24 protein-coding genes and 1 riboswitch are annotated in these 25,689 nt (G+C 69.5%); of the genes, 9 read left to right on the forward strand and 15 right to left on the reverse strand.

Going from position 1 to position 25,689, the window contains the following annotated elements; translation table 11 throughout:
- Positions 1-93 precede the first annotated feature (93 nt).
- The 4 genes from GGQ61_RS19795 (at position 94) to GGQ61_RS19810 (ending at position 4,087) form a co-directional block, all read left to right on the forward strand.
- Positions 94-1,368 (forward strand): O-acetylhomoserine aminocarboxypropyltransferase, encoded by a 1,275-nt coding sequence (locus GGQ61_RS19795; RefSeq protein ID WP_183776669.1) that lies wholly within the window; start codon positions 94-96, stop codon positions 1,366-1,368.
- Between the two features lie 87 nt (positions 1,369-1,455).
- Positions 1,456-1,653, forward strand: coding sequence for an SHOCT domain-containing protein (locus GGQ61_RS19800; protein ID WP_183776670.1), 198 nt, complete (start codon positions 1,456-1,458; stop codon positions 1,651-1,653).
- Positions 1,654-1,720: 67 nt separating this feature from the next.
- Positions 1,721-1,829: riboswitch (SAM-I-IV-variant riboswitch) on the forward strand.
- A gap of 52 nt (positions 1,830-1,881) precedes the next feature.
- Positions 1,882-2,916 (forward strand): threonine aldolase family protein, encoded by a 1,035-nt coding sequence (locus tag GGQ61_RS19805; RefSeq protein ID WP_183776672.1) that lies wholly within the window; start codon positions 1,882-1,884, stop codon positions 2,914-2,916.
- A 46-nt stretch (positions 2,917-2,962) separates the two neighbouring features.
- Positions 2,963-4,087 (forward strand): AAA family ATPase, encoded by a 1,125-nt coding sequence (locus GGQ61_RS19810; RefSeq protein WP_183776674.1) that lies wholly within the window; start codon positions 2,963-2,965, stop codon positions 4,085-4,087.
- A 181-nt stretch (positions 4,088-4,268) separates the two neighbouring features.
- Here the strand turns inward: GGQ61_RS19810 and GGQ61_RS19815 are convergent, their stop codons facing one another.
- Together GGQ61_RS19815 and GGQ61_RS19820 are read right to left on the reverse strand one after the other, a co-directional pair.
- Complete coding sequence (locus GGQ61_RS19815; RefSeq protein WP_183776676.1) at positions 4,269-4,481, reverse strand: hypothetical protein; 213 nt, start codon at positions 4,479-4,481, stop codon at positions 4,269-4,271.
- A 101-nt stretch (positions 4,482-4,582) separates the two neighbouring features.
- A complete protein-coding gene (locus GGQ61_RS19820; protein WP_183776678.1) occupies positions 4,583-4,777 on the reverse strand; it encodes a hypothetical protein in 195 nt (64 codons plus the stop codon).
- 185 nt (positions 4,778-4,962) lie between these two features.
- Between GGQ61_RS19820 and GGQ61_RS19825 the strand changes: the two genes are divergently transcribed.
- Positions 4,963-5,961 (forward strand): asparaginase, encoded by a 999-nt coding sequence (locus GGQ61_RS19825; protein ID WP_221221161.1) that lies wholly within the window; start codon positions 4,963-4,965, stop codon positions 5,959-5,961.
- 50 nt (positions 5,962-6,011) lie between these two features.
- Here GGQ61_RS19825 and GGQ61_RS19830 read toward each other — a convergent pair whose 3' ends face one another.
- The 6 genes from GGQ61_RS19830 to GGQ61_RS19855 all read right to left on the reverse strand — a co-directional run bounded on the left by GGQ61_RS19830 (position 6,012) and on the right by GGQ61_RS19855 (position 15,134).
- A complete protein-coding gene (locus GGQ61_RS19830; protein ID WP_183776686.1) occupies positions 6,012-6,734 on the reverse strand; it encodes an alpha/beta hydrolase family protein in 723 nt (240 codons plus the stop codon).
- A gap of 5 nt (positions 6,735-6,739) precedes the next feature.
- On the reverse strand, positions 6,740-8,344 hold the full coding sequence (locus GGQ61_RS19835) for a carboxylesterase/lipase family protein (protein ID WP_183776688.1): 1,605 nt from the start codon (positions 8,342-8,344) through the stop codon (positions 6,740-6,742).
- A gap of 19 nt (positions 8,345-8,363) precedes the next feature.
- On the reverse strand, positions 8,364-9,890 hold the full coding sequence (locus GGQ61_RS19840; protein WP_183776690.1) for a carboxylesterase/lipase family protein: 1,527 nt from the start codon (positions 9,888-9,890) through the stop codon (positions 8,364-8,366).
- A gap of 10 nt (positions 9,891-9,900) precedes the next feature.
- Positions 9,901-11,289, reverse strand: coding sequence for an MmgE/PrpD family protein (locus GGQ61_RS19845; protein ID WP_183776692.1), 1,389 nt, complete (start codon positions 11,287-11,289; stop codon positions 9,901-9,903).
- Positions 11,286-12,005: an IclR family transcriptional regulator gene (locus GGQ61_RS19850; protein ID WP_183776694.1), complete on the reverse strand. Its 720-nt coding sequence runs from the start codon at positions 12,003-12,005 to the stop codon at positions 11,286-11,288. Before GGQ61_RS19850 ends, GGQ61_RS19845 begins: the two co-directional genes overlap by 4 nt.
- Positions 12,006-12,161: 156 nt before the next feature.
- Positions 12,162-15,134 carry a TonB-dependent receptor gene (locus GGQ61_RS19855; RefSeq protein ID WP_183776696.1) on the reverse strand — a complete coding sequence of 991 codons (2,973 nt, stop codon included), beginning with the start codon at positions 15,132-15,134 and terminating at the stop codon, positions 12,162-12,164.
- A gap of 172 nt (positions 15,135-15,306) precedes the next feature.
- Between GGQ61_RS19855 and GGQ61_RS19860 the strand changes: the two genes are divergently transcribed.
- Positions 15,307-16,044, forward strand: a complete 738-nt coding sequence (locus GGQ61_RS19860) for an IclR family transcriptional regulator (RefSeq protein WP_183776698.1) — start codon at positions 15,307-15,309, stop codon at positions 16,042-16,044.
- Between the two features lie 78 nt (positions 16,045-16,122).
- On the opposite strand, the gene GGQ61_RS19865 is transcribed toward GGQ61_RS19860, so the two are convergent.
- Together GGQ61_RS19865 and GGQ61_RS19870 are read right to left on the reverse strand one after the other, a co-directional pair.
- The gene (locus tag GGQ61_RS19865; RefSeq protein ID WP_183776700.1) at positions 16,123-16,398 is read right to left on the reverse strand and encodes an HU family DNA-binding protein; all 276 of its coding nucleotides are present in this window, start codon (positions 16,396-16,398) and stop codon (positions 16,123-16,125) included.
- Between the two features lie 407 nt (positions 16,399-16,805).
- On the reverse strand, positions 16,806-16,979 hold the full coding sequence (locus tag GGQ61_RS19870) for a hypothetical protein (RefSeq protein ID WP_183776702.1): 174 nt from the start codon (positions 16,977-16,979) through the stop codon (positions 16,806-16,808).
- Positions 16,980-16,991: 12 nt separating this feature from the next.
- Here GGQ61_RS19870 and GGQ61_RS19875 point away from each other — a divergent pair, with 12 nt between their 5' ends.
- On the forward strand, positions 16,992-17,192 hold the full coding sequence (locus GGQ61_RS19875; RefSeq protein ID WP_183776704.1) for a hypothetical protein: 201 nt from the start codon (positions 16,992-16,994) through the stop codon (positions 17,190-17,192).
- Between the two features lie 53 nt (positions 17,193-17,245).
- The gene (locus GGQ61_RS19880) at positions 17,246-17,620 is read left to right on the forward strand and encodes a GreA/GreB family elongation factor (protein WP_183776712.1); all 375 of its coding nucleotides are present in this window, start codon (positions 17,246-17,248) and stop codon (positions 17,618-17,620) included.
- 69 nt (positions 17,621-17,689) lie between these two features.
- Here the strand turns inward: GGQ61_RS19880 and GGQ61_RS19885 are convergent, their stop codons facing one another.
- From GGQ61_RS19885 to GGQ61_RS19905, 5 genes are all read right to left on the reverse strand, one after another.
- Positions 17,690-18,151 (reverse strand): outer membrane lipoprotein, encoded by a 462-nt coding sequence (locus tag GGQ61_RS19885; protein ID WP_183776713.1) that lies wholly within the window; start codon positions 18,149-18,151, stop codon positions 17,690-17,692.
- A 447-nt stretch (positions 18,152-18,598) separates the two neighbouring features.
- Positions 18,599-19,696, reverse strand: coding sequence for an alpha/beta hydrolase family protein (locus GGQ61_RS19890; protein WP_183776714.1), 1,098 nt, complete (start codon positions 19,694-19,696; stop codon positions 18,599-18,601).
- A gap of 13 nt (positions 19,697-19,709) precedes the next feature.
- Positions 19,710-21,665 (reverse strand): outer membrane protein assembly factor BamB family protein, encoded by a 1,956-nt coding sequence (locus GGQ61_RS19895; protein WP_183776720.1) that lies wholly within the window; start codon positions 21,663-21,665, stop codon positions 19,710-19,712.
- Positions 21,666-21,729: 64 nt separating this feature from the next.
- Positions 21,730-24,120, reverse strand: coding sequence for a TonB-dependent receptor (locus tag GGQ61_RS19900; protein WP_183776729.1), 2,391 nt, complete (start codon positions 24,118-24,120; stop codon positions 21,730-21,732).
- A 213-nt stretch (positions 24,121-24,333) separates the two neighbouring features.
- Complete coding sequence (locus GGQ61_RS19905; protein ID WP_183776731.1) at positions 24,334-25,131, reverse strand: SDR family NAD(P)-dependent oxidoreductase; 798 nt, start codon at positions 25,129-25,131, stop codon at positions 24,334-24,336.
- A 139-nt stretch (positions 25,132-25,270) separates the two neighbouring features.
- Here GGQ61_RS19905 and GGQ61_RS19910 point away from each other — a divergent pair.
- A partial coding sequence (locus tag GGQ61_RS19910; protein WP_183776733.1) for an AMP-binding protein occupies positions 25,271-25,689 on the forward strand: 419 nt, incomplete at its 3' end.

The raw sequence follows: 25,689 nt of genomic DNA on the forward strand, positions 1-25,689 counted from the left end.
GCAGCAATTCTGAGGACGCTCCGTAGTCTCGGAGGCTGGACCGCGCCGCACCCGGCGGGCTAGGTCGCAGCAACGAGACGTAGAGGACGCCCCATGACCCAGAACTTCGAGACCCGCGCCATCCACGCTGGCGCAGCGCCCGATCCCACGACCAAGGCCCGGATCACCCCGATCTACCAAACCACGGCCTTCGTCTTCGACGACGCCGACCATGCGGCCAACCTCTTCAACCTCGAAGCACCGGGCAACATCTACACCCGCCTGGGCAACCCTACGACCGGTGTGCTGGAAGCGCGCCTGGCCGATCTCGAAGGCGGCGTCGCGGCCCTGGCCGTGGGCAGCGGTCACGCCGCCCAGTTCCTGGCCTTCCACTCGCTTATGGAGCCCGGCTGCAACATCGTCGCCTCGCGCAAGCTGTACGGCGGCTCGATCAACCAACTCGGCCAGTCGTTCAAGCGGATGGGCTGGGAAACCACCTTCATCGACAGCGACAACCCGGCCGACTACGCCGCGGCCATCAACGACAAGACCCGCGCGGTCTTCATCGAATCGATCGCCAATCCGGGCGGCGTGATCACCGACATCGAAGCGATCGCGAAGGTCGCGCATGACGCCGGCGTGCCGCTGGTCGTCGACAACACCCTGGCCACGCCCTACCTGTGCCGCCCGTTCGAGCACGGCGCCGACATCATCGTCCACTCGCTGACCAAGTTCCTCGGCGGCCACGGCAACTCGATGGGCGGAGCGATCATCGATTCCGGCCGCTTCGATTGGGCCGCCAGCGACAAGTTCGGCTACCTATCGCAGCCCAACCCCAGCTACCACGGCAAGGTGTTCACCGAAGCCTTCGGCCCGGCCGCCTTCATCGTCGCCTGCCGCGCGCTCGGGCTGCGCGATCTCGGCCCGTCGATCTCGCCGTTCAACGCCTTCATGATCCTGACCGGCATCGAAACCCTGCCGCTGCGCATGCAGCGCCACGTCGACAACGCCCTGGCCGTCGCCAAGTGGCTGGAAGCCAGCGACAAGGTCGCGTGGGTCTCCTACGCCGGCCTCGACGGCAATCCGTACAATGCGCTGGCCAAGCGCTACACGCCGAACGGCGCCGGCTCGGTGTTCTCGTTCGGGCTCAAGGGCGGGTATCAAGCCGGCGTGAAACTGGTCGGCGGGGTGAAGCTGTTCTCGCACCTGGCCAACCTGGGCGACACGCGCAGCCTGATCATTCACCCGGCCTCGACCACCCACCGTCAGCTGGACGAGAAGAACCAGATCGCCGCCGGCGCCGGCCCCGACGTCATCCGCCTGTCGGTCGGCATCGAGAACGCCGCCGACCTGATCGCCGACCTCGAGCAGGCTTTCGCGGCCCTCTGATCCGGCCCAGGCGCGCGCGACGCAGGGTTGCGCGCGCCTGGCGCTCCGAGCCAAGATGGGGTGGGGGCTGCAGTCAGTAGGATGCTCATGACCCGCACGCTCGCCGTCGCCCTCGTTCTCACCCTCGCCGCCGCGCCGCTAGCCGCCTGCGGCAGCACCTCGACCACCCAGGTCGACACCGCGACCACCGGCCAGCAGCTCATCGACCTGAAAGCCGCCTACGATCAGGGCGTGATCAGCAAGTCCGAGTACGAGCGCAAGCGGAAGGAGATCCTCCGCAACTAGCGGTGACCGCAGGAGGCGAGGGGCGCCGCCCCCTTGCTCCGCACCGCGATCCCCGCTACGCAGCCCGCAATAGCATCAAGAGTTTGAGCCGACGCTCAAACGCCAACCTGCTCCCCGAGCAAGGTGGCGCCTCCGCCAGGAGGGATGTGGCCGGTCCGGCAACCAAACGGGACGAAGCCTCAGCGTCATTCATCTTCGCGATGCGCCAACCGCATTCTCGAGGGACGCATGTCCAACATCCAGCAGTTCGCCAGCGACAACTACGCCGGCATTTGCCCGCAGGCCTGGGCGGCCATGGACGCCGCCAACCGCGGCCACGCGCCGGCCTACGGCGAGGATCCGTGGACCCAGGCCGCTGCCGACACTTTCCGCGCCCTGTTCGTGACCGATTGCGAGGTGTTCTTCGCCTTCAATGGCACGGCCGCCAACTCGATGGCTCTCGCCGCACTTTGCCAGTCCTATCACAGCGTGATCTGCGCGGAGTCGGCCCACGTCGAGACCGACGAATGCGGCGCGCCGGAGTTCTTTTCCAACGGCTCGAAGCTGCTGGTCGCGCCCAGTCCGGACGGCAAGCTGACCCCGGCCGCGATCCGCGAGATCGCCGGCAAGCGCAGCGACATCCACTATCCCAAGCCCCGGGTGGTCACGATCACCCAACCGACTGAGACCGGGCAGGTCTATTCGCCGGCCGAGGTGGCGGCGATCTCGGCGGTCTGCCGCGAGCTTGGTCTGCGCCTGCACATGGACGGCGCGCGCTTCGCCAACGCCTGCGCGCACCTGGGCTGCGATCCGGCCGACATCACCTGGAAGGTCGGTGTGGACGTGCTGTGTTTCGGCGGCACCAAGAACGGGATGGCGGTGGGCGAGGCGATCCTGTTCTTCGACCGCGCCCTGGCCGAAGACTTCGACTATCGCTGCAAGCAGGCCGGGCAACTGGCCTCCAAGATGCGTTTCCTGGCCGCGCCCTGGACCGGCATGCTGGAAGGCGGCGCCTGGCTGGCCAACGCAGCCCACGCCAACGCCTGCGCGCGACGCCTCGCCGATCGGATCGCCGGCGTGCCGGGGGCGTCGCTGATGTTCCCGGTGCAGGCCAATGCGGTCTTTGTCGCCGCGCCCGAGGACCGGCTAGAGGCCCTGCGCGCCAGGGGCTGGCGCTTCTACACCTTCATCGGCGGCGGAGCCCGGTTCATGTTCTCCTGGGACGCCGACATGGGCCGCGTCGACGCCCTCGCCGCCGACATGGAGACGGTGTTCGGCGCATAGGTTCGAGGCTAGGGTCGAGAGGCCCATGGCTGCCTCGGGAGAGCCCTTGCTTCGCGTCCGTGAATTCTCCGCCGCCGGCTATCGGTCGCTGCGCAAGATCAGCTGCCCGGTCTCGGACCTCGACGTCTTCGTAGGCGGCAACGGCGTGGGCAAGACCAACCTCTATCGGGCCTTGGAGCTGGTTGCGGCGGCGGCCGACAACAGCCTCGGCCGGCAGCTGGCGCAGGAAGGGATGGCCGCCGCCTTCTGGGCCGGAACGCGGCGATCAGGCGCGCAGAGGATCGAACTGGAGGTCAGTCTCGCCGATCCCGGCCGGCGGGGGCGTTACCGCTACCGGGTCGAGATCGGCTTTCCCCAACGCGGCGTGGCCGCGGCTTTCGACCTTGAGCCGCAGATCAAGGAGGAGCAGCTATCGTACGACGGCGGCGGGCGCCAAGTGCGGCTGCTCGACCGGCGTGGACCGTCGGTCATGGCGCGCGACGAGGACGGTCGCCCGGCGGAGATCGACATCGACCTGCTGGCCTCGGAGACCGTGCTCGGCCGGCTGCAGGATCCCAGCCGCTATCCGATGCTCGACCTGGTTCGACGGACCTTGCTGGAATGGCGCTTTTATCACGACCTGCGCACCGACGCCGGCTCGCCGCTGCGCCGGCCGTGCCCGGCGGTGGCGACCCCGACCCTGGCGTCCGACGGGGCGAACTTGGCGGCGACGTTCGCGACCCTCGCCCACATCCGCCAGGACACCCGCGACCTGGACGATGCGGTAGCCGAGGCGTTTCCCGGTGCGCGGCTCGTCATCCCTGCGCCCGAACGGACAGCCCGCTTTGGCATGATCTTCGCCGAGTTTCCTGACCGGGTGTTTGAGCCGGAAGAGTTGTCTGACGGGACGTTGCGCTTTCTAGGCCTGGCGGGGGCGCTGCTAGCCTACCGGCTGCCGCCGCTGGTGGCGCTGAACGAGCCGGAGGCCAGCCTGCATCCGCAGCTCATGGCTCCGCTGGCGCGGATGGTCGCGCGTGCTTCGGACCGCTCTCAGGTGTGGCTGGTCACGCACTCGGAGGCGTTGGCGGAGGCGGTCGAGCAATCCGGCGCCGGCCAGGTGCGCACGGTGATCAAGCGGGACGGCGCGACCTGGATCGAGGGGCTGAAGTTGACAGGAGAGTTCGCGGGGTAGGCGCTCGAGCACGCGGCGAAGCGCAGATTCTGCTGCGCCCGGCCTTGGCTATCGGCAGGTATCGCGGCCGGACCTCGCAGGAACGCTCACGATAGGGCCGGAGGGGCGGGCTCTGGGCCCGGAAAGGGCGTGTCTATCGTCTCAATCGGCAGGTTCGGGCGCTGCAACCTGCCGATGCCGATCAGAGCAGGTGGCGCAGCCAGGGTTCGGCGCTCCAGGCGGGGGTTGTCGACAGCGACAGGCGACGGCCCTCGATGTGGATTTCGACGGGATAGCCGTCCGACTCGAAGCTCCGGCCATGGGCGAGGGCGGCCGCATCGTCGGCGCAGGCCGCGGTGCGCGTGCCGAAACGCTCGCCGAGATGATTGACCAGGGAAAAGGAGTAGATGCGCATGCGCCCTCGATCGCCGCAGTCGCGGCGGATGACCGGGGGAGGCCGCAACGATACGGCCTGCCCTGAGCCACGGCAAGATGCCGACACAACGCGTGCCTATTTCAATCGGCCGGCGAGGGCGGCGGGGCGGCGGTGTCGCGCGGCGGCGGGTCGTGGCCGCGGGCCTCGTGCCGGGCGACCGCACCCGGATCGCGCTTGTCGACCGGCTGGCCGCAGCGGGCGCAGATGTGGAAGTGGCGGGCGTCGTCGATCGGTTCGTGATCCTGGCGATCGATGTAGTGGAGTTCCCTTGGCATGGGATCGTCCTGAGGCGCCGCCCTGGGGCGGCTGGGGGAGCGGTTCGCCATCATAGCAGACGGCGACGACGGCGGAGCGCCGAGCCGCGCGCATCAGGTCTTGTCCTGCGGCGAGGCATCAGGGCTGGCGCGCCGCCCTCAAGCGCGCCAAGAGAGCCGTTCAGCACCAGTCCCCGAGGTCCGCCTTGCACTCGCCCGCCCAACGCCCGCGCGTCACCCTCTTCTCGCTCGGCGGCACGATCTCAATGGAGGGCGCCGCCGGCTCGGGCGTGGTCCCCAAGCTGGACGCCAACGATCTGCTGGTGGGGATCCCGCACTTGGCGGCGGTGGCGCAGGTCGCCGGGGAGACCGTCTCCAAGGCCCCCAGCGTCGAGCTGGGCTTCGCCGACATCGCCGCCCTGGCCGATCGGATCCGCGCCGCGGTCGCCGGCGGCGCGGCGGGGGTGGTCGTGACCCAGGGCACCGACACCCTCGAGGAGACGGCCTATCTGCTCGACCTGCTGTTGGACCTGGCCGAGCCGGTGGTGGTGACCGGCGCGATGCGCGATCCGACCAAGCCCGGGGCTGAAGGGCCTGCCAACCTCGCCGCGGCGATCCGCGTCGCCGCCAGCCCGGCGGCCCGCGACCTGGGGGTCGTGGCGGTGATGAACGACGAGGTGCACGCCGCCCGCTACGTGGCCAAGCGCCATACGCACAAGACCTCGGCGTTCGGTTCGGAGAGCGCCGGCCCGCTGGGCTGGGTGGTCGAGGACCGGGTGCGGATCGCATTCCGTCCGGCCGAGCGCTCGCCGACGATCGCCTGGAAGGGAGCTCCGCCGCGGGTGGTGCTGCTGCCGATCGTGTTCGGCGGCGACCTTCAGAGCCTGCACGACCTGACCCGAGGGCCGCTGGGCGGGATGGTGGTCGAGGCGGTCGGCGGCGGTCACGCGCCGTCGGCGATGGCCGGGGCGCTGGGCGACCTGGCCGCGAAGATCCCGGTGGTGCTGGCCACGCGCGTCGGGGCGGGCGAGACGCTGACGAAGACCTACGGCTACGGCGGCGGCGAGATCGACCTGCTGGGCCGCGGGCTGATCGGGGCCGGCGTGCTGGACGCGCGCAAGGCCCGGCTGCTGCTCAGCCTGCTGCTGGGCGCCGGCGCGAGCCGTGAGGAGATCGCCGAAACCTTCGCCCGCGCCAGCGCCTAGCGCCGCCTTCAGCCGAGGTGGCGTTTCCAGAACGCCAGCCAGGACTCGCGCTAGCGGGCCGGGATGCCCACATGGCCGCCGGGATTGACGTGCATGGTCTTGTCGGCGGACCCGAAGGCGTCGAACAGGTCCATGCCCTGTTGGCGGGTCATCAGCTCGTCGTCCCACTGGAACACGAACATCAGCGGGACCTGGATCTGCGCGGCGGCGGCGCGGTGGTCCTCAAGACCCGGAAACACCCCGAACAGGCCGAAGATGGCGCAGGCGACCTTCGGCTCCTGGGCCACGAACGGCACGCCGAAGCGGGTCCCCATCGAGACGCCCCAATAGCCGACCCGGTCGTGGTCGCCGACAACGTCGAGCTGCTGGACGGCGGCGAGGGCGGCGCGCCATTCGGCGACCGCCTTGGGGGCGTTGCCGGGTATGCGCGAGACCCGGGCCGGCGGCGGGCCGCCCTCCTGCGCGCGGCGGCCGGCTTCGAGCGCGGCGGCGCGGGCGGCCTGCGCCTGCTCGCGGCTGATGCGGTCGCCGTGGCCGGGGGCGTCGATGGCCAGTGTGGCGAAGCCGAGCTCGCGGGCGTGGCTGATCGCGGCCTCTGTGATGTTGGCTGTCTTCTTGTGCTGCGAGCCGCCGTGACCCAGCAGGATCAGCGGACGCGGCCTGGCGGCGTCGGCGGGATGCCACAGGCAGCCGGGCACGGCGTCGCCCTCGACCTCCAGGCGGAACTCGCGGCGGGTGACGCCGTCGGCGGTCTTCTCGGCGATGAACTGCATGGCGGTCAGGCCGACCGGGCGGCCGAACGGGTCGCCCAGTATTCTCGGAAGTAGCGGCGCGGGTCCTGCACGGCCGCGGTGGTCGCGCCGAACACCAGGGTGGTTCGGTCGGTCATGTCGTAGGGCGCCCAGGCCGGGGTCTTGGGGTTGTTGGGATCGCCGGAAGCGGCGAGCGCCACCCAGGCCGAGGCGATCTCGTCGGCCAGCCGCAGGTTGTCGGCGGTGGGGCCGGCGAGCGGGAAGCGGATGTCGTGCATCGAGTAGGCGACGTCGATCCCGTGGACGGCGCCATAGCGGCCGCCGAAGGCCGGGCTGGGGCTGGTCCAGAGATAGGACCAGGTCTTGGCGCCGCCGGCCGCGGCCCGCCGCTCCAGCATGATGTCGGCGCCGAGCCGGAACGAGCCGTCGCTGACGATGCGGGCGTTGATGATGAAGGGCGTGGCCTTGGGATCCTCGTCGCGATAGGCGGCGAGCAGGGCCGGGGCGTCCTTGCCGACCCGCTTCTCCAGCCGTTGCTGGACCTCTTCCCAGGTCATGTCGAACTTCACCTCGCGATAGGCGCGCTCGTCGAGGGCGGTGGAGACGACCAGCGGCACGTCACGGCTCTCGACCGGCGCGCCCGGCGTGAACGGGTGGTGCGGAATGGCCGCGCCGAGCACCGGGGCGAAGGAGCGCGGAGCCTCGCCGCGGGCGCGGTCGCCCGCCTCGACCTGGGCCTGGGCGGCGAGCAGGGTGGTGTAGGGGACCTGCTGCAGCTCGCGGATCTGGTCGCGGCGCAGGCCGAGCTGGGTGAGCAGCTGGTCGGAGGCCTGGGCGGCTTCCTCGCGGGTCATGGCGGTCAGGCGCGAGCCGCTCATGACGCCGGCGCTGGAGAACAGGCCCTTGGCGCCCGGCATGCCCATCAGGTGGCTGACCTTGGCGCCGCCGCCCGACTGGCCGACGATCAGCACGCGCTTCGGATCGCCGCCGAAGGCCTCGATGTTGCGCGACACCCATTGCAGGGCGGCGACCAGATCCTGGATGCCGGCCGCGCCGGAGTCGGCGAAGTCGCCGTCGTCGCCGAGATAGAGGTAGCCCAGCGCGCTCAGGCGATGGTTGACCGTGACCACCACGCAGTCGCCGAACCGCGCCAGCATTTCGCCGTCGCCGCCGGGGTTGTTGCTGGAGCCGCCGTAGAAGCCGCCGCCGTGGAAGCGGACGATGACCGGGCGCTTGGTCCGGCGCGACGGGTCCGGGGTCCACAGGTTCAGGACCAGGCAGTCCTCGCCCATGCCGCCGGGCTGGAGGTCGTTGAGGATCAGGTCGGCATAGGCGTGGCGGCGGCTGCCCGGGATCTGGGGCGAGATGTTGCCGTAGTCGAGGGCGTCGCGCACGCCGCTCCAGGGCGCCACCGGCTGCGGCGGGCGGAAGCGGTTGGCGCCCGCGGAGTCGGCGCCGTAGCGGACGCCCTTGAAGACGCTGATCCCGCCGCTGGCCAGGCCGCGCAGCTTGCCCTCGGCGGTCTCGACGATTGGGAACAGGTCGGCCTCGGCGGACCGGACCGGGCTGGCCGCGGCCAGGCCGAGGGCCGCGCCGCCCGCGGCGAGGAACTGTCGGCGGTCTGAGGTCATGGCGTTTCCTCCGGCTTTGTTATTGGCGGTGCAGGGTCTTGCCCATCTGCTGGGTCGGGAAGCGGCTCATGAAGGCCCGCTCGCTGGCGAACGGGTCGTCGGCCAGACGCGGCGGGACGTCGAACAGCATCATCGGGCGGGCCGTGAGGTCATAGGGCCGCCAGGCAGGGATGGCGGCGTTGTTCGGATCGCCGGCCCGCGCGAAGGCGATCCAGGTCTCCGACATCGCCTGGGCCAGGGCGCGGGTGTCGTCGCTCTGCGGCCCGGTCAGGTGCGGGGCGGCGGCGACGTTGTCGAACATGAACGGCAGGTCGAGGGTGTGCTGGCTGATGCGGCGGCCGTCTTCGGCCGGCGAGCGCCAGGTGAGCTGGTAGACGTAGGTCGGGGCCGCGCCGGCCTTGACCCGTTGTTCGGCCATCAGGGTCTGGTCGAGGATGTAGCCGCGGGCCGAGGTGATCAGGAAGTAGAGCTCAGACGGCGAGGCGGCCGGGTTGCTGGTCAAGAACTCGGCGATCGCGGCCTCGACGTCGGCCTCGCCGACGTGGCGGACAAGCCGCTTGCGCAGCTCGGCCATGTCCAGCTCGAAGGCGCCGGGCTCGTAGCCAAGCTGGTTGGAGAGCTCGGTGCGGGTGGTCCCGACCATCATCGGCAGATGGTTCGAGATCGCGGGGGCCTGCGGCAGGAACGGATGGTCCTTGAACGCCAGGCCGTCGAGCACCGGCGAGAACCGCGAGCGGGTCTCGCGCATGACCTTGAGCTGGGCGACGCTGAGGGCGTCCGTCGGAACCTCCAGCAGCCGGGCGGCGTCGCCGGGGCTAAGGTCAAGGGCGGCGAGCAGGGCGTCCGTGAGCCGGGTCGCCTCCTCGGGCGCCTGGACGCGCAGGTGCGAGCCGCTCTGGACGATCCCGCGTTGGAAGAGGCCGCGGGCGTCCTCGCCGGCGTAGCAGAGGCTGACCTTCCGGCCGCCGCCGGACTGGCCGAAGATGGTGACGTTGGCCGGGTCGCCGCCGAACGCGGCGATGTTGTCGCGCACCCAGCGCAGCGCCGCGATCAGGTCGAGATAGCCGACATTGCCGGCCTGGGCGTAGGACTCGCCCAGGCGTTCCCCGAGATAGCAGTGGCCGAAGACGTTGAGCCGGTGGTTGAGGCTGACCACCACGACGTCGCCGCGCAGAGCGAGCCGGGTTCCGTCATAGACCCTCTGCGAGCCGGAACCGGCCTCGAAGCCGCCGCCGTGGAACCAGACCATGACCGGGCGGGCGGCGGCGTCGGCGGCGGGAGTGAAGATGTTGAGCCGCAGGCAGTCCTCGCTCATCGGTCCTTTGTCGGCCAGCGGGCTGCGCATCTGCGGGGACTGCGGCCCGAAGTCGAAGGCGTCCTGCACGCCGCTCCACGGCGAGACCGGCTGCGGCGGACGGAAGCGGCCCGCGCCGCCGGTGTCGGCGCCGTAGCGCAGGCCCTTGAAGACGCTGACGCCAGCCTTGCGCAGGCCGCGGACCTGGCCGTGGACGGTGGCGACGGGGACGGTGGGTTCGAGGTCGCTCATCGCGGTCTCCTCAGCGGGCGATCAGACGGACGAGCGCGCCGGCGTCTGGCAGGGTTTCGAGGTTGCGGACGGCCGCGATCACCGCGCTCGCGCGGGCCTGGCCGAGGGCCGGAGCCATCAGCTCGGCGGCCTTGGCCTCGACGTCGGCGGCGCTCATCGGGTGGGACGGGAAGCCGAGCACGTGCGGGACGTAGCGTTCCAGCCGGCGGCCGTCGGCCAGAAGGACGGCGACGCGGGCGGACTCGGTGCGCGGCTGGCCGGGCGCGGCCTCCTGGGCCGGGTCGTGGCGGATCTCGACCTTGTCCATCAGGGTGCGGGCGGCGGCGTCCCCGCCCATCCGCTGCAGGCTCTGGGCGCCGACGAAGTCGAGCCGGCCGTCGAGCAGGATGATGGCGGCGAGGTAGCGCAGGTTCAGCGCCGGCATGGCGGCGTCGCGGAACGCCTGCCAGCGGCCGGGCATCTCGATCTGCACCGAGGCGACCTCGGCGCCGGCGACCTCTTTTGTCAGGTCGAGCAGGGCCTCGACCGCCGGCTGGGTCGGGCCGCCGACCGGATAGCGCTTGAAGGCGGTGTGCGGCAGTTCGGAGCGCACGCCGAGGTCCTTGATCAGATAGGCGCGGTCGGCGTCGCCGCCGGCGAACAGGGGGCCGCGCATCCAGCCGCCGGGATGATCCAGCGCCTCGCGCACGCCGCGGAAGCCGGCGGCGGCCATCAGGGCGGCGTGCAACCCGTCGCGCGCGCCCATCCCAGCGAAAACGAAGGCCTTCTCAATATGCTCGACGTCGAGCAGCCACTGCCAGGAGCCGGAGGCCTGCTGGGCGCAGAAGGTGAAGACGTCGGCGATCATCGCCCTCGGCAGGCGCATCAGGACGGCGGCGGCGGTCGCCGCGCCGAACTGCGGGCCGATCCCGTGGTTGGCGATCCCGGCGCGCCGAAGGTTGTCGACGCCGAGCGCCTTGGGCATCCGTCCGGCGATCTCGTAGCCGGCGATGACCGCGGCCAGCAGCTCGGCCCCGGTGGCGCCGCGGGTCTCGGCCACGGCGAGGGCGACGCTGAGCACGGCCGGGCCGGGCTGGACGAAGGCCGAGGGGATGAAGTCGTTGATCTCGGCGCCATGGCCGGTCATCGCGCTGGCGAAGGCGGCGTCGACGATCCCGGCGCGCAGTTCTGTCCCGAGGATGGTGGCGGCGTTGCGCTCGGCTCCGCCGCTCAGCGACAGGGCGTAGTCGCGGGCCAGCACCGCCGGCTCCAGGTCGCGGCAGGCGACGATCGAAGCCAGGGTGTCGAGGATATGCAGACGGCCGAGTTCGCGGTCGGCGGCGCTGGCCGGGGTGGTCAGGGCGCCGGCGACATAGGCGGCGAGGGCGTCGCCGACCGGGATGAAGTCCTGGGTGCTCATGTCTGGTCGAGGGCCTCGGTCATGCGGGCGCGGGTCTCGAGCAGGGCCTCGACGAACGCCTCGCGCTTGCGGGCGGTCAGACGGTCGGTGGGCGCGGAAATCGACAGGGCCGCGGAAGGGGGTGCGCCTCCGGCTGCAACCGCGGCGCCGATGCTCGTGACGCCGGGGCTGTAGCCGGAGAGCGCGTAGCCCCGCTGACGGACCTGCGAGAGTTCCGTCATCAGTGCGGGGACATCGAGATCGCGGACCGCGGCGAGGCGGTCCGCGATGGAACGGGCGTCGGGCCGGAAGGCGAGCATGGCCTTGCCGCTGGCGGTCAGCGGCGCCGGCGCACGCGACCCGACGCGGGTGTGAAAACGCACCGGCCGGGCGGCGACGATCTTCTCGAGATAGAGCACGTCGTCGCCCGACAGGATGGTCAGGCTGACGGTCTCGGACGTGGCCCGGTGCAGGGCCTGCAGATAACCGGAGGCGACCTGATAGATCGGCATGGCTGACACCACGCCGGCGCCGAGCTCCCAGGCGCGCAGGGTGGGGCCGTAGCGGCCGCTGTCGTCCTGACGCGCGTGGCCGAGCGCGCAGAGGGTGCCGAGGATGCGGTGGACGGTGCTCTTCTGCAGGCCGGTGGCGGCCGCGACGTCGGACAGGCGGATCGGCTGGCGGGCGCGGGCCAGGCACTCCAGGATTTCGAAACTGCGCGTAACCGCCCGGTCCATCGTCGCCGCCGCCCTCGTGGTGCGCCAGCTATGCCACAGATATTCGCGTTGTTCCAATATATGAAATGATGTTCCGTTGCGCGGAACTTTTCGCGCAAAAGGAAGGCCGCCCCGGGGTCGGGGCGGCCATAGGAGGGTGGGAAGGAAACGTCTCCGTCAGAAGCGTTTGGTCACGCCCAGCTTGAAGGTGCGGCCGAGCGGATTGGCGGTCGCCGGATCGTAGCTGAGGTCGCGGCGGGCGAACGGCGGATCGGCGTCCAGCAGGTTGCCGACCGTCAGGGTGGCGGTGGTGTCCCAGGGCAGCAGCACCCGGTAGGCGGCGTCCAGCGTGACGAAGGCGTCGAGCTTGGCGCCCTGGGGCAGGATGTAGCCGAACACCGCGCCGTTCAGGCCGAAGATGTTGGTGCCTCCGAACCGCCCGTCGCGCACGTCGGCCATGCTGTCGATGTAGCGCAGGGTGAGGCGCAGGTTGTGCACGTCGCGGGCGTACTCGGCGTAGAGGTTGGCGCGGAGCTTGGGGAACGAGGTCCCGCCCGCGGTGCCGCCGTGGGTGCCGGCCAGCTCCTGGCCCGCCTCGACCTGGATGCCTTCGATGAAGGCCGGGCCGGTGTCGTACTTCAGCAGGTACGAGCCATCGAGGCCGAAGTTCATCGCCCCGCCCCAGACGCCGTCGGCGCGGAAGGTCGCCGAGAAGTCGACGCCGGAGGTCTTGGTCCCCGTGCCGTTGATGGTGTTGAGCCGCACCCGCTGGATGGTCCCGGGCGCGCAGACGCCGCCCTGGAACACGAAGCGGGCGACGAGCGGCGCCAGGGCCGGGTTGGCGCAGCCGTTCGGCAGGGTGGTCGAGGATCCGTTCGGGAACACGGTCGAGAGCAGGCCCGCGCCGGACTCCGCCTCGATGGTGTCCTGGAAGTCGAACGACCAGTAGTCGACCGTCGCCTTGAAGGCCCCGAAGTCGACGATGGCGCCGATGTTCAGGGTGTCGGCGGTCTCGGGCTTCAGGTTCGGGTTGCCGGTGGTGTCGAAGGCGCGGTAGCCGCTGGTCTGGGTGATGAAGGCCTGGGTGGTGTTGGCGTCCGGCACCAGGTTGAGGTCGGTCGGGGCGCGGAAGGTGGTCCCGGCCGAAGCGCGGAACGCCAGCCAGTCGGTCGCCTGCCAGCGGACCGCCAGCTTGGGATTGGTGGTGGCGCCGACAGCTCCGCCGTAGTCCTCGTGGCGAACGGCGAGCTGGAACGAGAGCGCGTCGGTGAGCGGGACCTGGGCTTCGGCGAACACCGCCCAGACGTCGCTGCCGAGATCCTGCTGCGACAGCGGGCCGAGGAAGCCGAACACGCCGTTGCCGCGGCCGGTCGTGCAGGTGGTGACGTTCTCCTCGGGGCAGGGGTTCAGGGCGATGTTGTTGATGTCGTTCACGTCGCGGCTGAAGGTGTTGTCGCGGTACTGGGCGCCGGCCGCCCAGCCGATCGGGCCGCCGCCGAAGTCGAGGTTCGACTGGCCGTTGATCACCGCGTCGACGACGGTGAGCGTGGTCTCGGACTGATAGCCGTAGGGCTGGAACAGCCATTGGCCGATGGCGCGGCTGTTGGCGTTGGCGGCGGCCGAGCCGGCGACGTAGTTCGGATTGGTCTCGCCCGAGCCGGCGTTGGCCGCGATCCCCGTCGAGAACGGGTTGTAGTAAAGGCAGGCGCCGACGCCCGCGACGCCGCCCTGGACGCCCGGCGTCACTGGATCGGTGTCGCAGCCGGGGCCGCCGAGGCCGTTGAGCGCGTAGTAGAGCCGCGCGACGGGGATGTCGTAGGTGACGATGTCGCTGCGGTTGATCATGTGGGTGACGGCGACGTCCCAGCCGATCCCGTTGTCGAACTCGCCATTGAGCCCGGCCGAGACGCGGAAGCCTTCGAAGAACCGCTGGTCGGGCTTGGAGCCGCCGGTCAGGGGGTTGCCGCCGACGCCGTAGGGACGCCAGAGCAGGATGTTGGCGGCGGTGAAGCCGGCGGCGTTGACGGCGGCCTGCTGGGCGGCGGTCAGCTGCGGCAGCAGGCTGCCCGGCAGGCAGAGGGCCGTCCCGGCCGTGCCGCAAAGGCCCGGATTGGTCCGCGGGATGATGAACGAGCCGCTGGCCGCGCCGGGGCCGAACGCCTGGGTCGGGCCGTAGGAGGGCGAGGTGCCTTCATGCGGCACGTCGTGAGCGGCGTAGAGCGCCTCGGCGTGGAAGCTGGTCTTGTCGGTCAGGTCCCAGTTGAACTGGCCGTAGATCTGATAGTGCTCTTCTTCCTCGACCAGGTTGTTGAAGCGGCCGAACTGGAAGTAGCAGCTCTGGGCGCCGGCGGAGGAGGTGACGATGGTGTTGCCCAGCGCCGTGCAGCCCGGGTCGATGAATCGGGTCGTGCCGGAGACATAGGTCCCGGGATTGCCGAAGCCCGACCAGCTGCCGTTCGGGTTCTCCAGGTAGCTGTTGACCGCCCAGTCCCGCTCCAGCGTGTCGAGTTCGGAGCGGTGGCGGTAGCCGACCGAGATCAGCGCGTCGCCGCGGTCGCCGACCCAGCCGTAGTTGGCGCTGAGCGTGTAGTCGCCGTCCGAGCCGTCGATGAAGGTGTAGCCGGCGTTGACCTCCAGCCCGTTCAGGTCGCTGCGGGTGATGAAGTTGACCACCCCGCCGATGGCGTCCGAGCCGTAGGTGGCGGCCGCGCCGTCCTTGAGCACCTCGATGCGGCCGATGGCGGCGGTGGGCAGCAGGTTGGTGTCGACCCCCGAACCGCCCGGCGAGCTGGTCAGGCGGCGGCCGTTGAGCAGCACCAGGGTGCGGACCGCGCCGAGGCCCCTCAGGTTCACGTTGCCCGAGCCGGTGGTGGCCTGGCTGGCGAATTGGTTGGTCTCGCCAAGCACGCTCTGCACGCCGGGAATCGCCTTGATCACGTCGACCATCGCCGGCGCGCCCTGCTTCTGGAGGTCCTGGGCCGACAGCACGTCGACGGGCAGGGCGGCGTCTTCCGGAGTGCCGCGGATGAAGGAGCCGGTGACGATGACCTCGGCGACTTCGCCGGGCTTGTCCTGCGCGTGGGTTGTGGTCGCGAGCCCGAGCATGATCGCCAGGGCCGAGACGCCGCAAAGGCGTTCGGTCTTCAACATGGTGCCCCCTAATGCATTGGCCGACCGTCATTCGGTGACGGAAGTTATGCCGCAGGATAGGCAGCGATCAGATCGAGCGTCTACATAATAGATCAATGTTCCATTATATGGAACAAAAGGGCGTTTCATTATTTGGAACGGATCAGCTAGGCTGCGCCGTCGGAGGGGCTCGATGGACACCACGGTCGCGAAGGGCTTTGCGGTCCTGGAAGTCTTGGCGCGCGCCAAAAGGCCCATGCGGCTGAGCGCGCTGACCGAGGCGCTGGGGCTGCAGAAATCGAATGTCCATCGGCTGCTGAGCACGCTGATCGAGCTCGGCTATGTCGAGAAGGACGCCGAGACTTCGCGCTATTTCGCGTCGCTGAAGGCGTGGGAGCTGGGCGTGGCGATCATCTCGACCAACAGCCTGCGCCGCACGGTCTCGCCCTATCTCCAGAAGCTGCACCAGCAGACGCAGGACACCGTTCTGCTGGCCGCGCCGGTCGGGCATGAAGTGCTGTTCCTCGACCGCGTCGCGCCGGCGAGGGCGCTGCGCTACACGCCGATGAACGGCACGCGCGCGCCGATGACGCTGACCGCCGCCGGCCGCGTGTTCCTCAGCGCGATGAGCGATCCGGCGCCGGCGATCGCCAAGGGGCTGGCCGAGCATCCGGCGGACCGCGACTTCAGTCCCGAAAGCGTGCTCGCGGAGCTGGCTGAAGTGCGCGCCAGCGGCCTGGCGGTGCTGGACGGCGGACTATTGCCAGGCTCGCGGTCGGTCTCGGCGCCGATCGAAGGGCCGGATGGGGCGCCGGTGGGGGCGATCTCGGTCTCGGCCATGGAGGGGCGCATGAGCGGCGCGCACTTGCGCGAAGTCTCCGAGGCCCTGCTGGCGATCTCGAACGAGATCGGAGTGCTGGGCGACCGCTGAGACCGGGCGCTCGCGGCGATCATCAGCGCAGCAGGAAGGTCGGTCGCATCGCGTCGCCGCGATGCGACCAGACAGGCCTTAGCCGGCGACCGCGTCCTTGAGGGCCTTGGCGGCCGAGAACGCGACCTTCTTGGAGGCGGCGATCTCGATCGCCGCGCCGGTGGCCGGGTTGCGGCCGGTGCGCGCGGGCTTGTCCTGGACCTTGAACTTGCCGAAGCCCGGCAGGTTGACCTCGTGGCCGAGCACGAGAGCTTCGCGCACCGCGCCAAGCAGGGTGTCGACGGCTTCGCGGGCCTGGGCCTTGGTGAGCTTGCCGTCGGCGGCGAGCCGCTCGGCCAGATCGGTGGTGTTCATTCAGTCGCTCCTACGGAATCGGAGAGGGGAGGTTTCACCGCCCAGTCGCCGCTGTCCATCGGGGCTTGGAGCAATGTGTCGTCGGGCCACGGCCGAGCCGCGACGCCGCCCGCGAAGATTCCAGTAAAGATCACCCTCGCGGAAATCTCCACGCGGCATGGATCGGCGTCAGGGAAACAATGAATTTTAGCGTCATGAGCCTTCGAAAAAGACATCAAGTAAGGCGATCCGACGTCTTGTTGAGAATTTTGCGCGCAGCGACGAGCGTTCCTGTCGCGATGTGGAGCAATTTTTCCTGAGTTTTGACTTATTGGGGAGTTCTGGCATGCTGCTCGCATGTCCAATCTGCAGGATTTCTGTCGCGCGGGTCGCGCGCGCCTTCGCGTCGAAGGCCATAGTCCCCGGGTCTAGGCGCGCTCGCCACGGCCCGGGGTGATCGGCGCCGGCGAGATTTTCGCCCGCGCCTGCGGTTCGGCCGCCCGGCCGATTCCCAATTCCGCCTGCAAAACAGCTTGAGTCGGCCGCGCAGCGGGTTTCTGCGCGAGCGGCTTCGCGCGCGCCGGCGGGTCAACCTTCTGCATCGGGAGCCTCGCATGGCGATGACCCTTTATGACCACCAGCAGCGCCTGGACGACCTTGAGGTCGTCGTCACAGCGCTGGTCGAGACTGTTTCCACCCACCCCAACGGGCGCGCGCAGCTTGGCGAAGTCGTTCGTCGGCTTCGCGCCCGCGGCGCCCGCGGCGCGGCCGAACTGCTGGCCGGCGAGCGCGCCGGCGCCGCCTATCGCCGCTAGCGCGGCGACCCCATCCCTTTCCCTTATTTCCAGCGATCCCTGGAGGCTTGCTCATGACCACCGATCTTCCGCCGATCTACGCCACGTCCGAGGACTACGAGCGTCTGACCGCCCTTCGCGACAAGCTGCGCCCCGGGCCCGGCGCACGCCTGCTGTTCGACGAACTGGCGCGGCTGCAGGTGGCCGCGCCCGACGTGGAGCCGTTCGCGCGGCTTGGCGCGCGGGTGCGCTACCTCAATGCGCAGAACCAGCGCATTAAGACCGCCCGCCTGGTCATGCCCAAGGAGGAGACCCTGCACGAGAGCTCGGTCACCGTGACCTCGCCGATGGGCGCGGCCCTGCTCGGGCTGCAGGCCGGCCGCGAGTTCGCGTGGCGCGATCACGGCGGGTCGCACCGCCGGGTCACGGTGCTGGAGATCCTCGACTAGGCGCGCCCTGGCGCGGCCGGCGCGCGCCGGCCGCGTTGCGCCATCGTGTAAGCAGTCGCTGGCGGCGGCCTAGCGGGTGACGCGGGTGTTCTCGCCGTTGCCGACCACGCGCACGCGGTCGCCCACCCGGAAGTCGTTCGGCCCCCCAGGCTGGACGATGGCGATCATGCGGCCGGAGTCGAGCTTGACGGTGAGTTCCAGGCCGGCGGTGTTCTGGGAGCCCTGAAGCGCGCTGCCGAGCGCGCCGCCCGCGACCGCACCGGCGACGCCGCCAGCCACGTTGGCCGCGGTCCCGCCGCCGATCTGGCTGCCGGCGATGCCGCCCAGCACCGCGCCGGTGGCCATGCCCAGCCGGGTCTCGCCGGGGCGGATGTTGACGGGGCGGATGCTCTGCAGCGTGCCGAGTTCGACGGTCTGCGGCCGCATGGTTTCCGCGCGGCTGTAGCTGTTGGGCGAGGGTTGCGGCGTGCAGGCCCCAAGCAGGGCGGCGGACGCGAAGAGAGGCAGTGCAAGATATTGAATTCTATTCATTTCGGCGCGTCTCCAGGACGGGCCTAGGCCGGATCGGCGGCGCTGGTCATCCGCGCCTGATTGGACCGCAGGTCGCCGTGCCACGCCATCCGGTCGAATCCGGAACCGGTCCGGGGGCCGCACCCCCGGTGGGCCGAGCCGCGAAGGTCATATGGTTCTGCCTTCGAGGAGGACGGACCATGACACGAGCCAGCGTCACGAGGTCTGACATCGGATGGCGAATGGCGCTTGGCGTCAGCGGCTTGGCGCCGGGCGATGCGACGTCCCAGTCCGACGCCGCAAGCGGCCCGCGACCGCCACGGGACGAGCTACAGGCTTATCCGCAGGCGGGCCCCGGCCAGGCGCGCGGGGCATCCGCCGTCCGGCCGAGCGCGTCGTCTTCGTGCCGACCGACGCATCGACACCAGGCAGGGAGCGGGCCGGCCGCGCCAAGGCCGGCCATTCAGCCTATTCGGCGTAGAGGTTGTCGAAGCGCCCGACCTTGCAGCTGTAGCCCTCCGGCGGAGCGGTCAGCTTGAACTTGGCCGGGTCGGACCCCTTGGGGTGCGAGGCCATGGTCCTCAGGGCCCAGAGGTTGAAGGCCTGGGTGTTCACCTGCGGCCACATATGGCCGTGGTCGGCGGTGCACGCGATGTGAACCAGGTTGGACTTGGAGCTGAAGTAGTTCGAACCCGCCTGAGTGCTGGGGCGGTAGTCGGCGCAGAGCACCGAGCCGCAGTGCCAGATGTCCTTTTCACCGCCCCAGACGGTGATGACGATCAGCGGCGAGAGCTCGTCTTTCAGGGGAAACGGACCGATGCGCCCTTGGTGGATCTTGGTCGGCGCGTCGATCACCGCCTGGCGGGCGGCGTCGAAGGAGAGCGGCGAGCCGTCGTCGTTGCTGACGTACCACTCGCCAGAGATCGGCATGCCGCCGGCCCAGAAGTCCGAGCGGAAGGTGAGGGCGCGGTTGGTCATGGTGCCGCCCGACGAAATCCCGCCGATGTAAAAGCGGCTGGCGTCGAGCGGGAACTTGGTCCCGACGCACTTGATCGCCGCCTCGAAGAAGCTGGAGTCCGGGCCCTCGTCGTTCTTCCAGACGTCGCCGGCGGCGGTGGGGGCGCGGCCCTCGCGCCAGGGCATCCAGTTCCAGCCATTCTTGCCAGGGCCGTTGCAGGCGCCGCCGCCGACGTTCGGATCCTGGTTCGCGCACTCGCGGACCGCGCCGATGACGGTGAAGCCCTGGTCGGCCATCAGCGCGTTAGCGCCGCTGCGGGCGACGTTGAGGTTGGCGTAGGTCGACTCCACCGTGCCGGTCAGCGGCACCCAGACCGGGGCCGGGCCGCTGACGTTCTTGGCCGGGTGGACGTAGAAGGCGCGCTTCTCGCCCTTGTGCGGGAAGTCGACGTTTAGGCCTTCCTGGACCTGATAGCCGTCGGGGCATTCCCAGGTGATTTTCGGCCCCTTGGCCACCGCCTGCTGCTCGGGCGGCTTGGGGGCGCCCGCGCAACTCGTGAGAGTGATGGTGAGGGCGGCGGCGCCCAACAGCTTGAGTTGGAAGTTCATCGGCGTTCCCCCGTCACTTTCCATCGATCGAAAAAGCCATCAGCACGTTGCCGTCGGCCCCGGTCAGGTCGCGTCCGGCGCTGGCGCCCGAGCGGCCCGCATAGCCGGAGTGCACGTAGACCATGCCCCCCGCGATGGTCGGCCCGCCGCCGTCCATGACGCCGCCGTAGGCCTGGCGTCCGCCCAGCACCGCGATGGGCTGCGAACCGGTGTCGTACGACCAGACCACCTTGCCGCTCCTGGCGTCATAGGCGCGGAAGATCCCGTCATAGGCGCCGGCGAAGACCAGCCCCGGCATGGCGCTGACGGCCTGGGAGACGGCGCCATGGCACCAGCGGCCCTCCCAGCGGCACTTCGGGTCGGCGGGCGAGGGCGCGCTCCACAGCAGTTCGCCGTCGGTGACGCGCAGGGCGTAGACGCCGGGCTTGCCTTCGGGGCCCGCCAGCACGTCGGAGACGCCGACGTAGAGGCGCTGGCCGTCGCTGGCCATGCCGAACTCGATACCGCCAAGCGCGCTGCCCGGACCGATGCGGCGTTTCCAGACGATCTTGCCTTCGGCGGCGGGATCGAGGGCGTAGACGTGGCCGGATTTCTGGCCGACGAGCAGCAGCTGCTTGGCGCCGGGCAGGTCCTGCAGGATCGGCGAGTTGCCGATCGAGAAGTCGGGGCCGAGATTCTTGGGGCAGTTGGCGGCCGGCTCCCTGCGACCGGGGCCTACCCAGCAACCGTTGATGTAGTTGTCGTTGGCCAGCAGCTGGTGCTTCCAGCGGACCTCGCCGGTGGCCATGTCCAGCGCCATCACCGCGTCTGTGCCGTCGTGGGGCACGTCGGTGTAGGAGTTGGAGGTGCCCACGTAGACGAGGCCGCGCTTGGCGTCGATGGTCGGCGCCGACCAGATGGCGCCGCCGGACGGACCCCACATGGGGCGGCCCAAGCGGTTGGTGTCGAACACCTTGGGTTCGACGGCGGTGGTGTAGGTCTTCCAGAGCACCTTGCCGCTGACGACGTCGAGCGCGACCAGCGAGCCGCGGAACTTGCAGCACTCCCAGCCGTCGTATTCGGCGAAGGCTTCGACGCCCGAGGAGATCGGCACGAACAGCTTGCCGTCGTGGACGGTCGGGGCGCCGGTCATCTGCAGGCCGGCGGAGTCGTCGACCTTGGTCTTCCAGAGCTGCTTGCCGGTCCGCGCGTCGAGCGCGACGGCCGCCTTGGTCCAGTCGGAGAAGAACAGCGCGTGGCTGGCCGGCGATCCGGCCGGTAGGGGGATGACGGTGACGCTGGAACGGGTGGCGGCTTCGGCCTCGTGGCGCCAGCGCACGCAGCCGGTCTTGGCGTCGAGCGCGTAGACCGCGCCCGACATGCTGGTGGTGAACAGCCAGTCGCCGACGATGGTCGCCTGGCCGTTCTTCGCGCCGGGATAATTGAAGGCCCACTTCAGCTTCAGGCGCGAGACATCGGCGGCCTTCAGGCCGGGTTTTTCCTGATAGCGGGCGTTGCGGCTGGTCGGGCTCCAGCCGTTCCACGCGGCGGCGTTGAGCTTGATCGGCGGGGCGGGCGTTTCGCATTTCGGCGCGTCGAGCGGCATGTTTGCGGCGGACGGGCCCCAGATGCTGTTGGGGTCGATGTCGCCGGCGACCGGCGGCAGCTTGGTCCCGGTGATGTAGGCGGCGATGGCGGCCTTCTCGGCGCCGGACAGGTCGTCGGCCATCGGGGCCATGGCGCCGTTGGTCAGCGAGGCGATGATGAAGGAGGGCGGGTTCTTGGCGAGCACGTCGCGGGCCGGGGTGCGGTCGACGGCGTTGTCGTGGCAGGCGGCGCAGCGCTCGTTGTAGAGCGCTTCCCCATCGGGCGGCGGGGCGATGTTGTCGGAGGCCTGGGCGGCGAGCGAGGCGCCGAGGACCAGGGCGAGCGCGGTCAGGGTCGCCGGAGCGATCGCCGCGCGAGCGCGCGACGGCAGACGCTGGATCATACGGAACTCATCAGCTTGAACGGCGAAGCGCCCGGACCAAGCGGCCCGGGCGCCGGCAGGGCGATCAGAAGCGGTAGCGGAGTTGCAGGTTGTAGAAGCGGCCGCCGCCCAGGTTGTGGGTGATGGCGTAGTTCACGTTCGCTCCGCCGACGGCGATCGAGGTGTCGTAGATCTCGTCGGTCAGGTTGGTGACCCCCAGGACGACGTCATACTGGTTGTCGGCTGCGCGCCAGGTCAGGTTGGTGTTGACCAGGGTGTAGCCCTTCACCTCGAACAGCGGATTGTCGAAGACGCTCTGGTTGTACGAGCTCTGATAGGCGACCGATCCGCCCCAGATCAGCGAGCCGGGCTCGAACTCCCAGGTGTAGGTCCCCGACACGCTGGCCTTGTGGGTCGGCGAGCGCGGCATGGTGTTGCCGGCCAGGTCCTGCGGGGTGTTCAGCGGCAACGAGGTGTTGGTGTTGTCGATCGCGCAGCAGAACTTCTTGATCTCGCCGTGCAGGTAGCTGTAGCCGCCCTGCAGCCACAGGGAGGGCATCGGACGCCAGTCGCCCTCGATCTCCACGCCGTAGAGCTCGGACTTGTCGATGTTGGTGTACTGGGCGAACGAGCCGCCGGTCAGCGGGTTGAAAGCGGTGATCGGCGCCTGGAAGTCACGGTAATCATAGTAGAAAATCGCGCCTGACAGCCGCAGGTCCGGCGTCACGTCATGCTTCACGCCCAGTTCGTAGCTGTAGAGCTTCTCCGGGTCGGTGGCGTTGTTGGCGGTGGCGTCGCCGAGGGTGAAGCCGCCGGCCTTGTAACCCTGCGCGAAGTTCGCATAGACGAGCAGATCGTCGCTCGGCTCGTACTCGGCGCCGAGGCGGATCGTGTAGCCGTCCTGCTTCAGCTTCAGCAGCTTGCCCGCATATTCAGGGGCGGCCCAGATGTCGCCGGCGACCGTCTGAGGCGTTGACTCGAATGCCGCGCCGAAGGCCGGATTCCAGTAGACGTATCGGAACTGTGTCGTCGCGCGCTTGGAGTCGACCGTGTAGCGCAGGCCGCCGGTCAGTCGCCAACTGTCGTCCAGATGCCAGGTGGCCTGGCCGAAAGCCGCCGCCGACTGCTGACGCAGGATGTTGTGCTGCCGATAGTAGGCGCGGTCGGGGTTGGCCAGGGCGGCCGGGTAGGGCGCGGTCCCGAACACCGGCGTCGCCAGCTGCGGGACGTCCGGCATCGCCTCCCAGTAGCGCTCATTATAGTCGGACTTGAGGAAGTAAGCGCCGACCGTCCATTCGAGCTTTTCGTGGTCGTTTCCGACCAGGCGCAGCTCGTGAGTGAAATACTGGTTACGGTTCAGGTAGTTGGCGGTCATGTTGGTGCTGACCACCGTGCCGTCGGCCAGACCGGTGCCGGTCACCTGGCCGGGCTGCGAGCCGGCTACGTACGAGCCGCGCGAGGTGTTGTCGAAGTCGCTGTAACCCTTGGCTTTGTATTGGGCGATGCCCCCGACGTAGTAGAGCGTCGCCGGGCCGAGGTTCCAGTCGGCGTTGAGGATGTGGACCTGGTTGCCGGTCAGCTTGTCGACGCCGCGCTGATCGATGTTGATGCGGCGGGGCTCGTTCGACGGCGAGGCGATTTGGTACTGGTACGTCGGGTTGGGAGCCAGGGCTCCCATGAAACCGACGGTATTGTAGCGGCCAGGCGCGGTCTCGGCCGGGGTGTTGTTGTAGCTGAAGGTCGTCGAGCGCAGCAGGAAGTGCAGGTCCTCGGTGACGTCGCCCTCGAGCTGGAACTCGGCGTAGAAGTTGTCGACGTCGTAGCCGGCCTTGTAGGGCGCGATGTTCTTCGAGGCGGAGTCGCCCTGGTTGATCGCCTGCACCCCGATCCGGGCGCGGTACTTGTCGTTGATCGGGCCCGCCACGGTCACGCCGAGCGTGCTCCAGTTGTAGCGGCCGTAGCCGACCAGGGCCTCGCCCATGAAGGTTTCGGTGGGGCGGCGGCTCAGCAGGTTGGCGGCGCCGCCGATGGAGTCACGCCCCCAGGCGGTGCCCTGCGGCCCACGCAGGAACTGCACGTTGCCGCCGAACAGGGTGCTCTCGCCGACGGTGTTGAAGTCGACGTTGTAGAAGCCGTTCACGTAGTAGGCGATGGCGTTCTCTGAGCCGAGCGCCGTGGTGGCGTTCTGGCGGCCGATGCCGCGCATGTTGACGCCGGTGTCGGAAATGTAGACGCCGGGGGTCAGGTTCACCATGTCGCGCACGGAGTTAGCGCCGATCAGGTTGCGCTCTTCGGCGCCGAAGGTGGTGACGGAGACCGGCGCGCTCTCGATCTCGGCCTCATGGCGCTGGGCGGTGACGACGAGCTCTTCGATCACATAGCCGCCGTCGCGGGCATCCGACTGCGCGCTCGCCGCGTGCGGAACAAACGCCACGCCCATGGCGGTGGTGGCGAGCAAAAGCCGTTGCAGGTTCATGTTTCCCCCCGTCGCGGGCCGCGCGCGGCGGTCCCTTGGTCAATAGTGCTACGGCGACTCGATGAACGCCGGTCGCCTTGAAAGTATGCATACTACAGACTCAAAAAAACGGTAGTGACAAGCCATGAAAGGCGAAAGGATCCTACTTGCTGCTGAGTTTGTGTGTTCGTGATGCGTCCGCGCCGCACCCGCAGGGGCGCGGCGCGGGGCTGGTCACTCGTAGTTGGTGCGGCCGCCGGCGGTCATGCCGCCGTCCACGACCAGGTCGTGGCAGTTGATGTAGGCGCCCTCGTCGCTGGCCAGGAACAGCGCGGCCGTGGCGATGTCGTGCGGCAGGCCGGCGCGGCGCAGCGGGGTGGCCTTGGAGAGGTTGCGGGTCAGCTTGGCGAGCTTGGCGTCGCCGGCGCCGGCCTCCATCTGCGAGGCGACGGCCGAGCCGCCGAAGAAGATCGGGGTGGCGATCGCGCCCGGCGCGATGGAATTGACGCTGATCCCGTACTGGCCGAGTTCCATGCCGGCCAGCTTGGTGGCCTGGACAACCGCGGCCTTGGCCATTGAGTAGAGGTAGCCGCCCATGTGGGTGCGGGCTGCGGCGACGCTGGAGTTGTTGATGATCGCGCCGCGCCCCTGGGCCCGCATGATCGGCGCGGCGTGCTTGATGCCGAACACCACGCTGCCGACCAGCAAGTCCATCGCGTAGCTGAAATGCTTGGGCGTCACGGTTTCGACGTCGCCCTCGGTCGGGCCGCCGGCGTTGTTGAACAGGCAGTCGAGCCGCCCGTAGGTGTCGACTGCGGCCTGGATGGCGCTGGCGATGTCCGCCTCGCGGCGGACGTCGGCCTGGACGAAGGTCGCGCCGAGGCGGGCGGCCATCTCCGCGCCCTTGTCGGCGTTGCGTGCAGCGATGACGACCTTGGCGCCCTCGGCCACGAACAGCTCGACGCTGGCCTCGCCGATGCCGCTGGTGCCCCCGGTGATCACCGCGACCTTGCCTTGAAGTCTTCCTGTCATGCCGTTTCTCCTTGAGTGTGACGAGCGGCTTTTGTCGCCGCGCCTTGTCCAATCCAAGAATTTTTGACGAATTGCCACTTTTCATGTGGCATATATCGTGCCTATCAATCGGCAAATTTGAACGCACGGTAGGATTTTCATGTCAGTCGCTGAGATTTTGGATCGTGATTTCGCAACACTCGCCGACGTGATCCGCGCGCAGGCGGCGGAGCAGGGCGGCAAGGCGGCGCTGGTGGATGCGAAGCGGACGATCTCCTACGTCGAGACGGACGAGCTGATGGACCGGATCGCCGTGGCGCTGCAGCGCGACGGGGTGGGGAAGGCGGACGTGGCGGCGATCTGCGCGACGACCAGCGCCGAGTACGGCGCGACCTTCTTCGGGATCCTGCGGGCCGGGGCGATCGTGGCGCCGCTGGCGCCGTCGTCGACGCCTGAGAGCCTGGTGATGATGTTGGGCGACTCCGGCGCGAAGGTGTTCTTCCTCGACGCCGGGGTTTCCAAGCAGCTGGAAGGCGTCGCCGGTCAGATCACCGCCAAGCGGGTGGCGCTGGACGGTTC

Source organism: Phenylobacterium haematophilum, assembly GCF_014196295.1.
Classification (GTDB): Bacteria; Pseudomonadota; Alphaproteobacteria; order Caulobacterales; family Caulobacteraceae; genus Phenylobacterium; species Phenylobacterium haematophilum.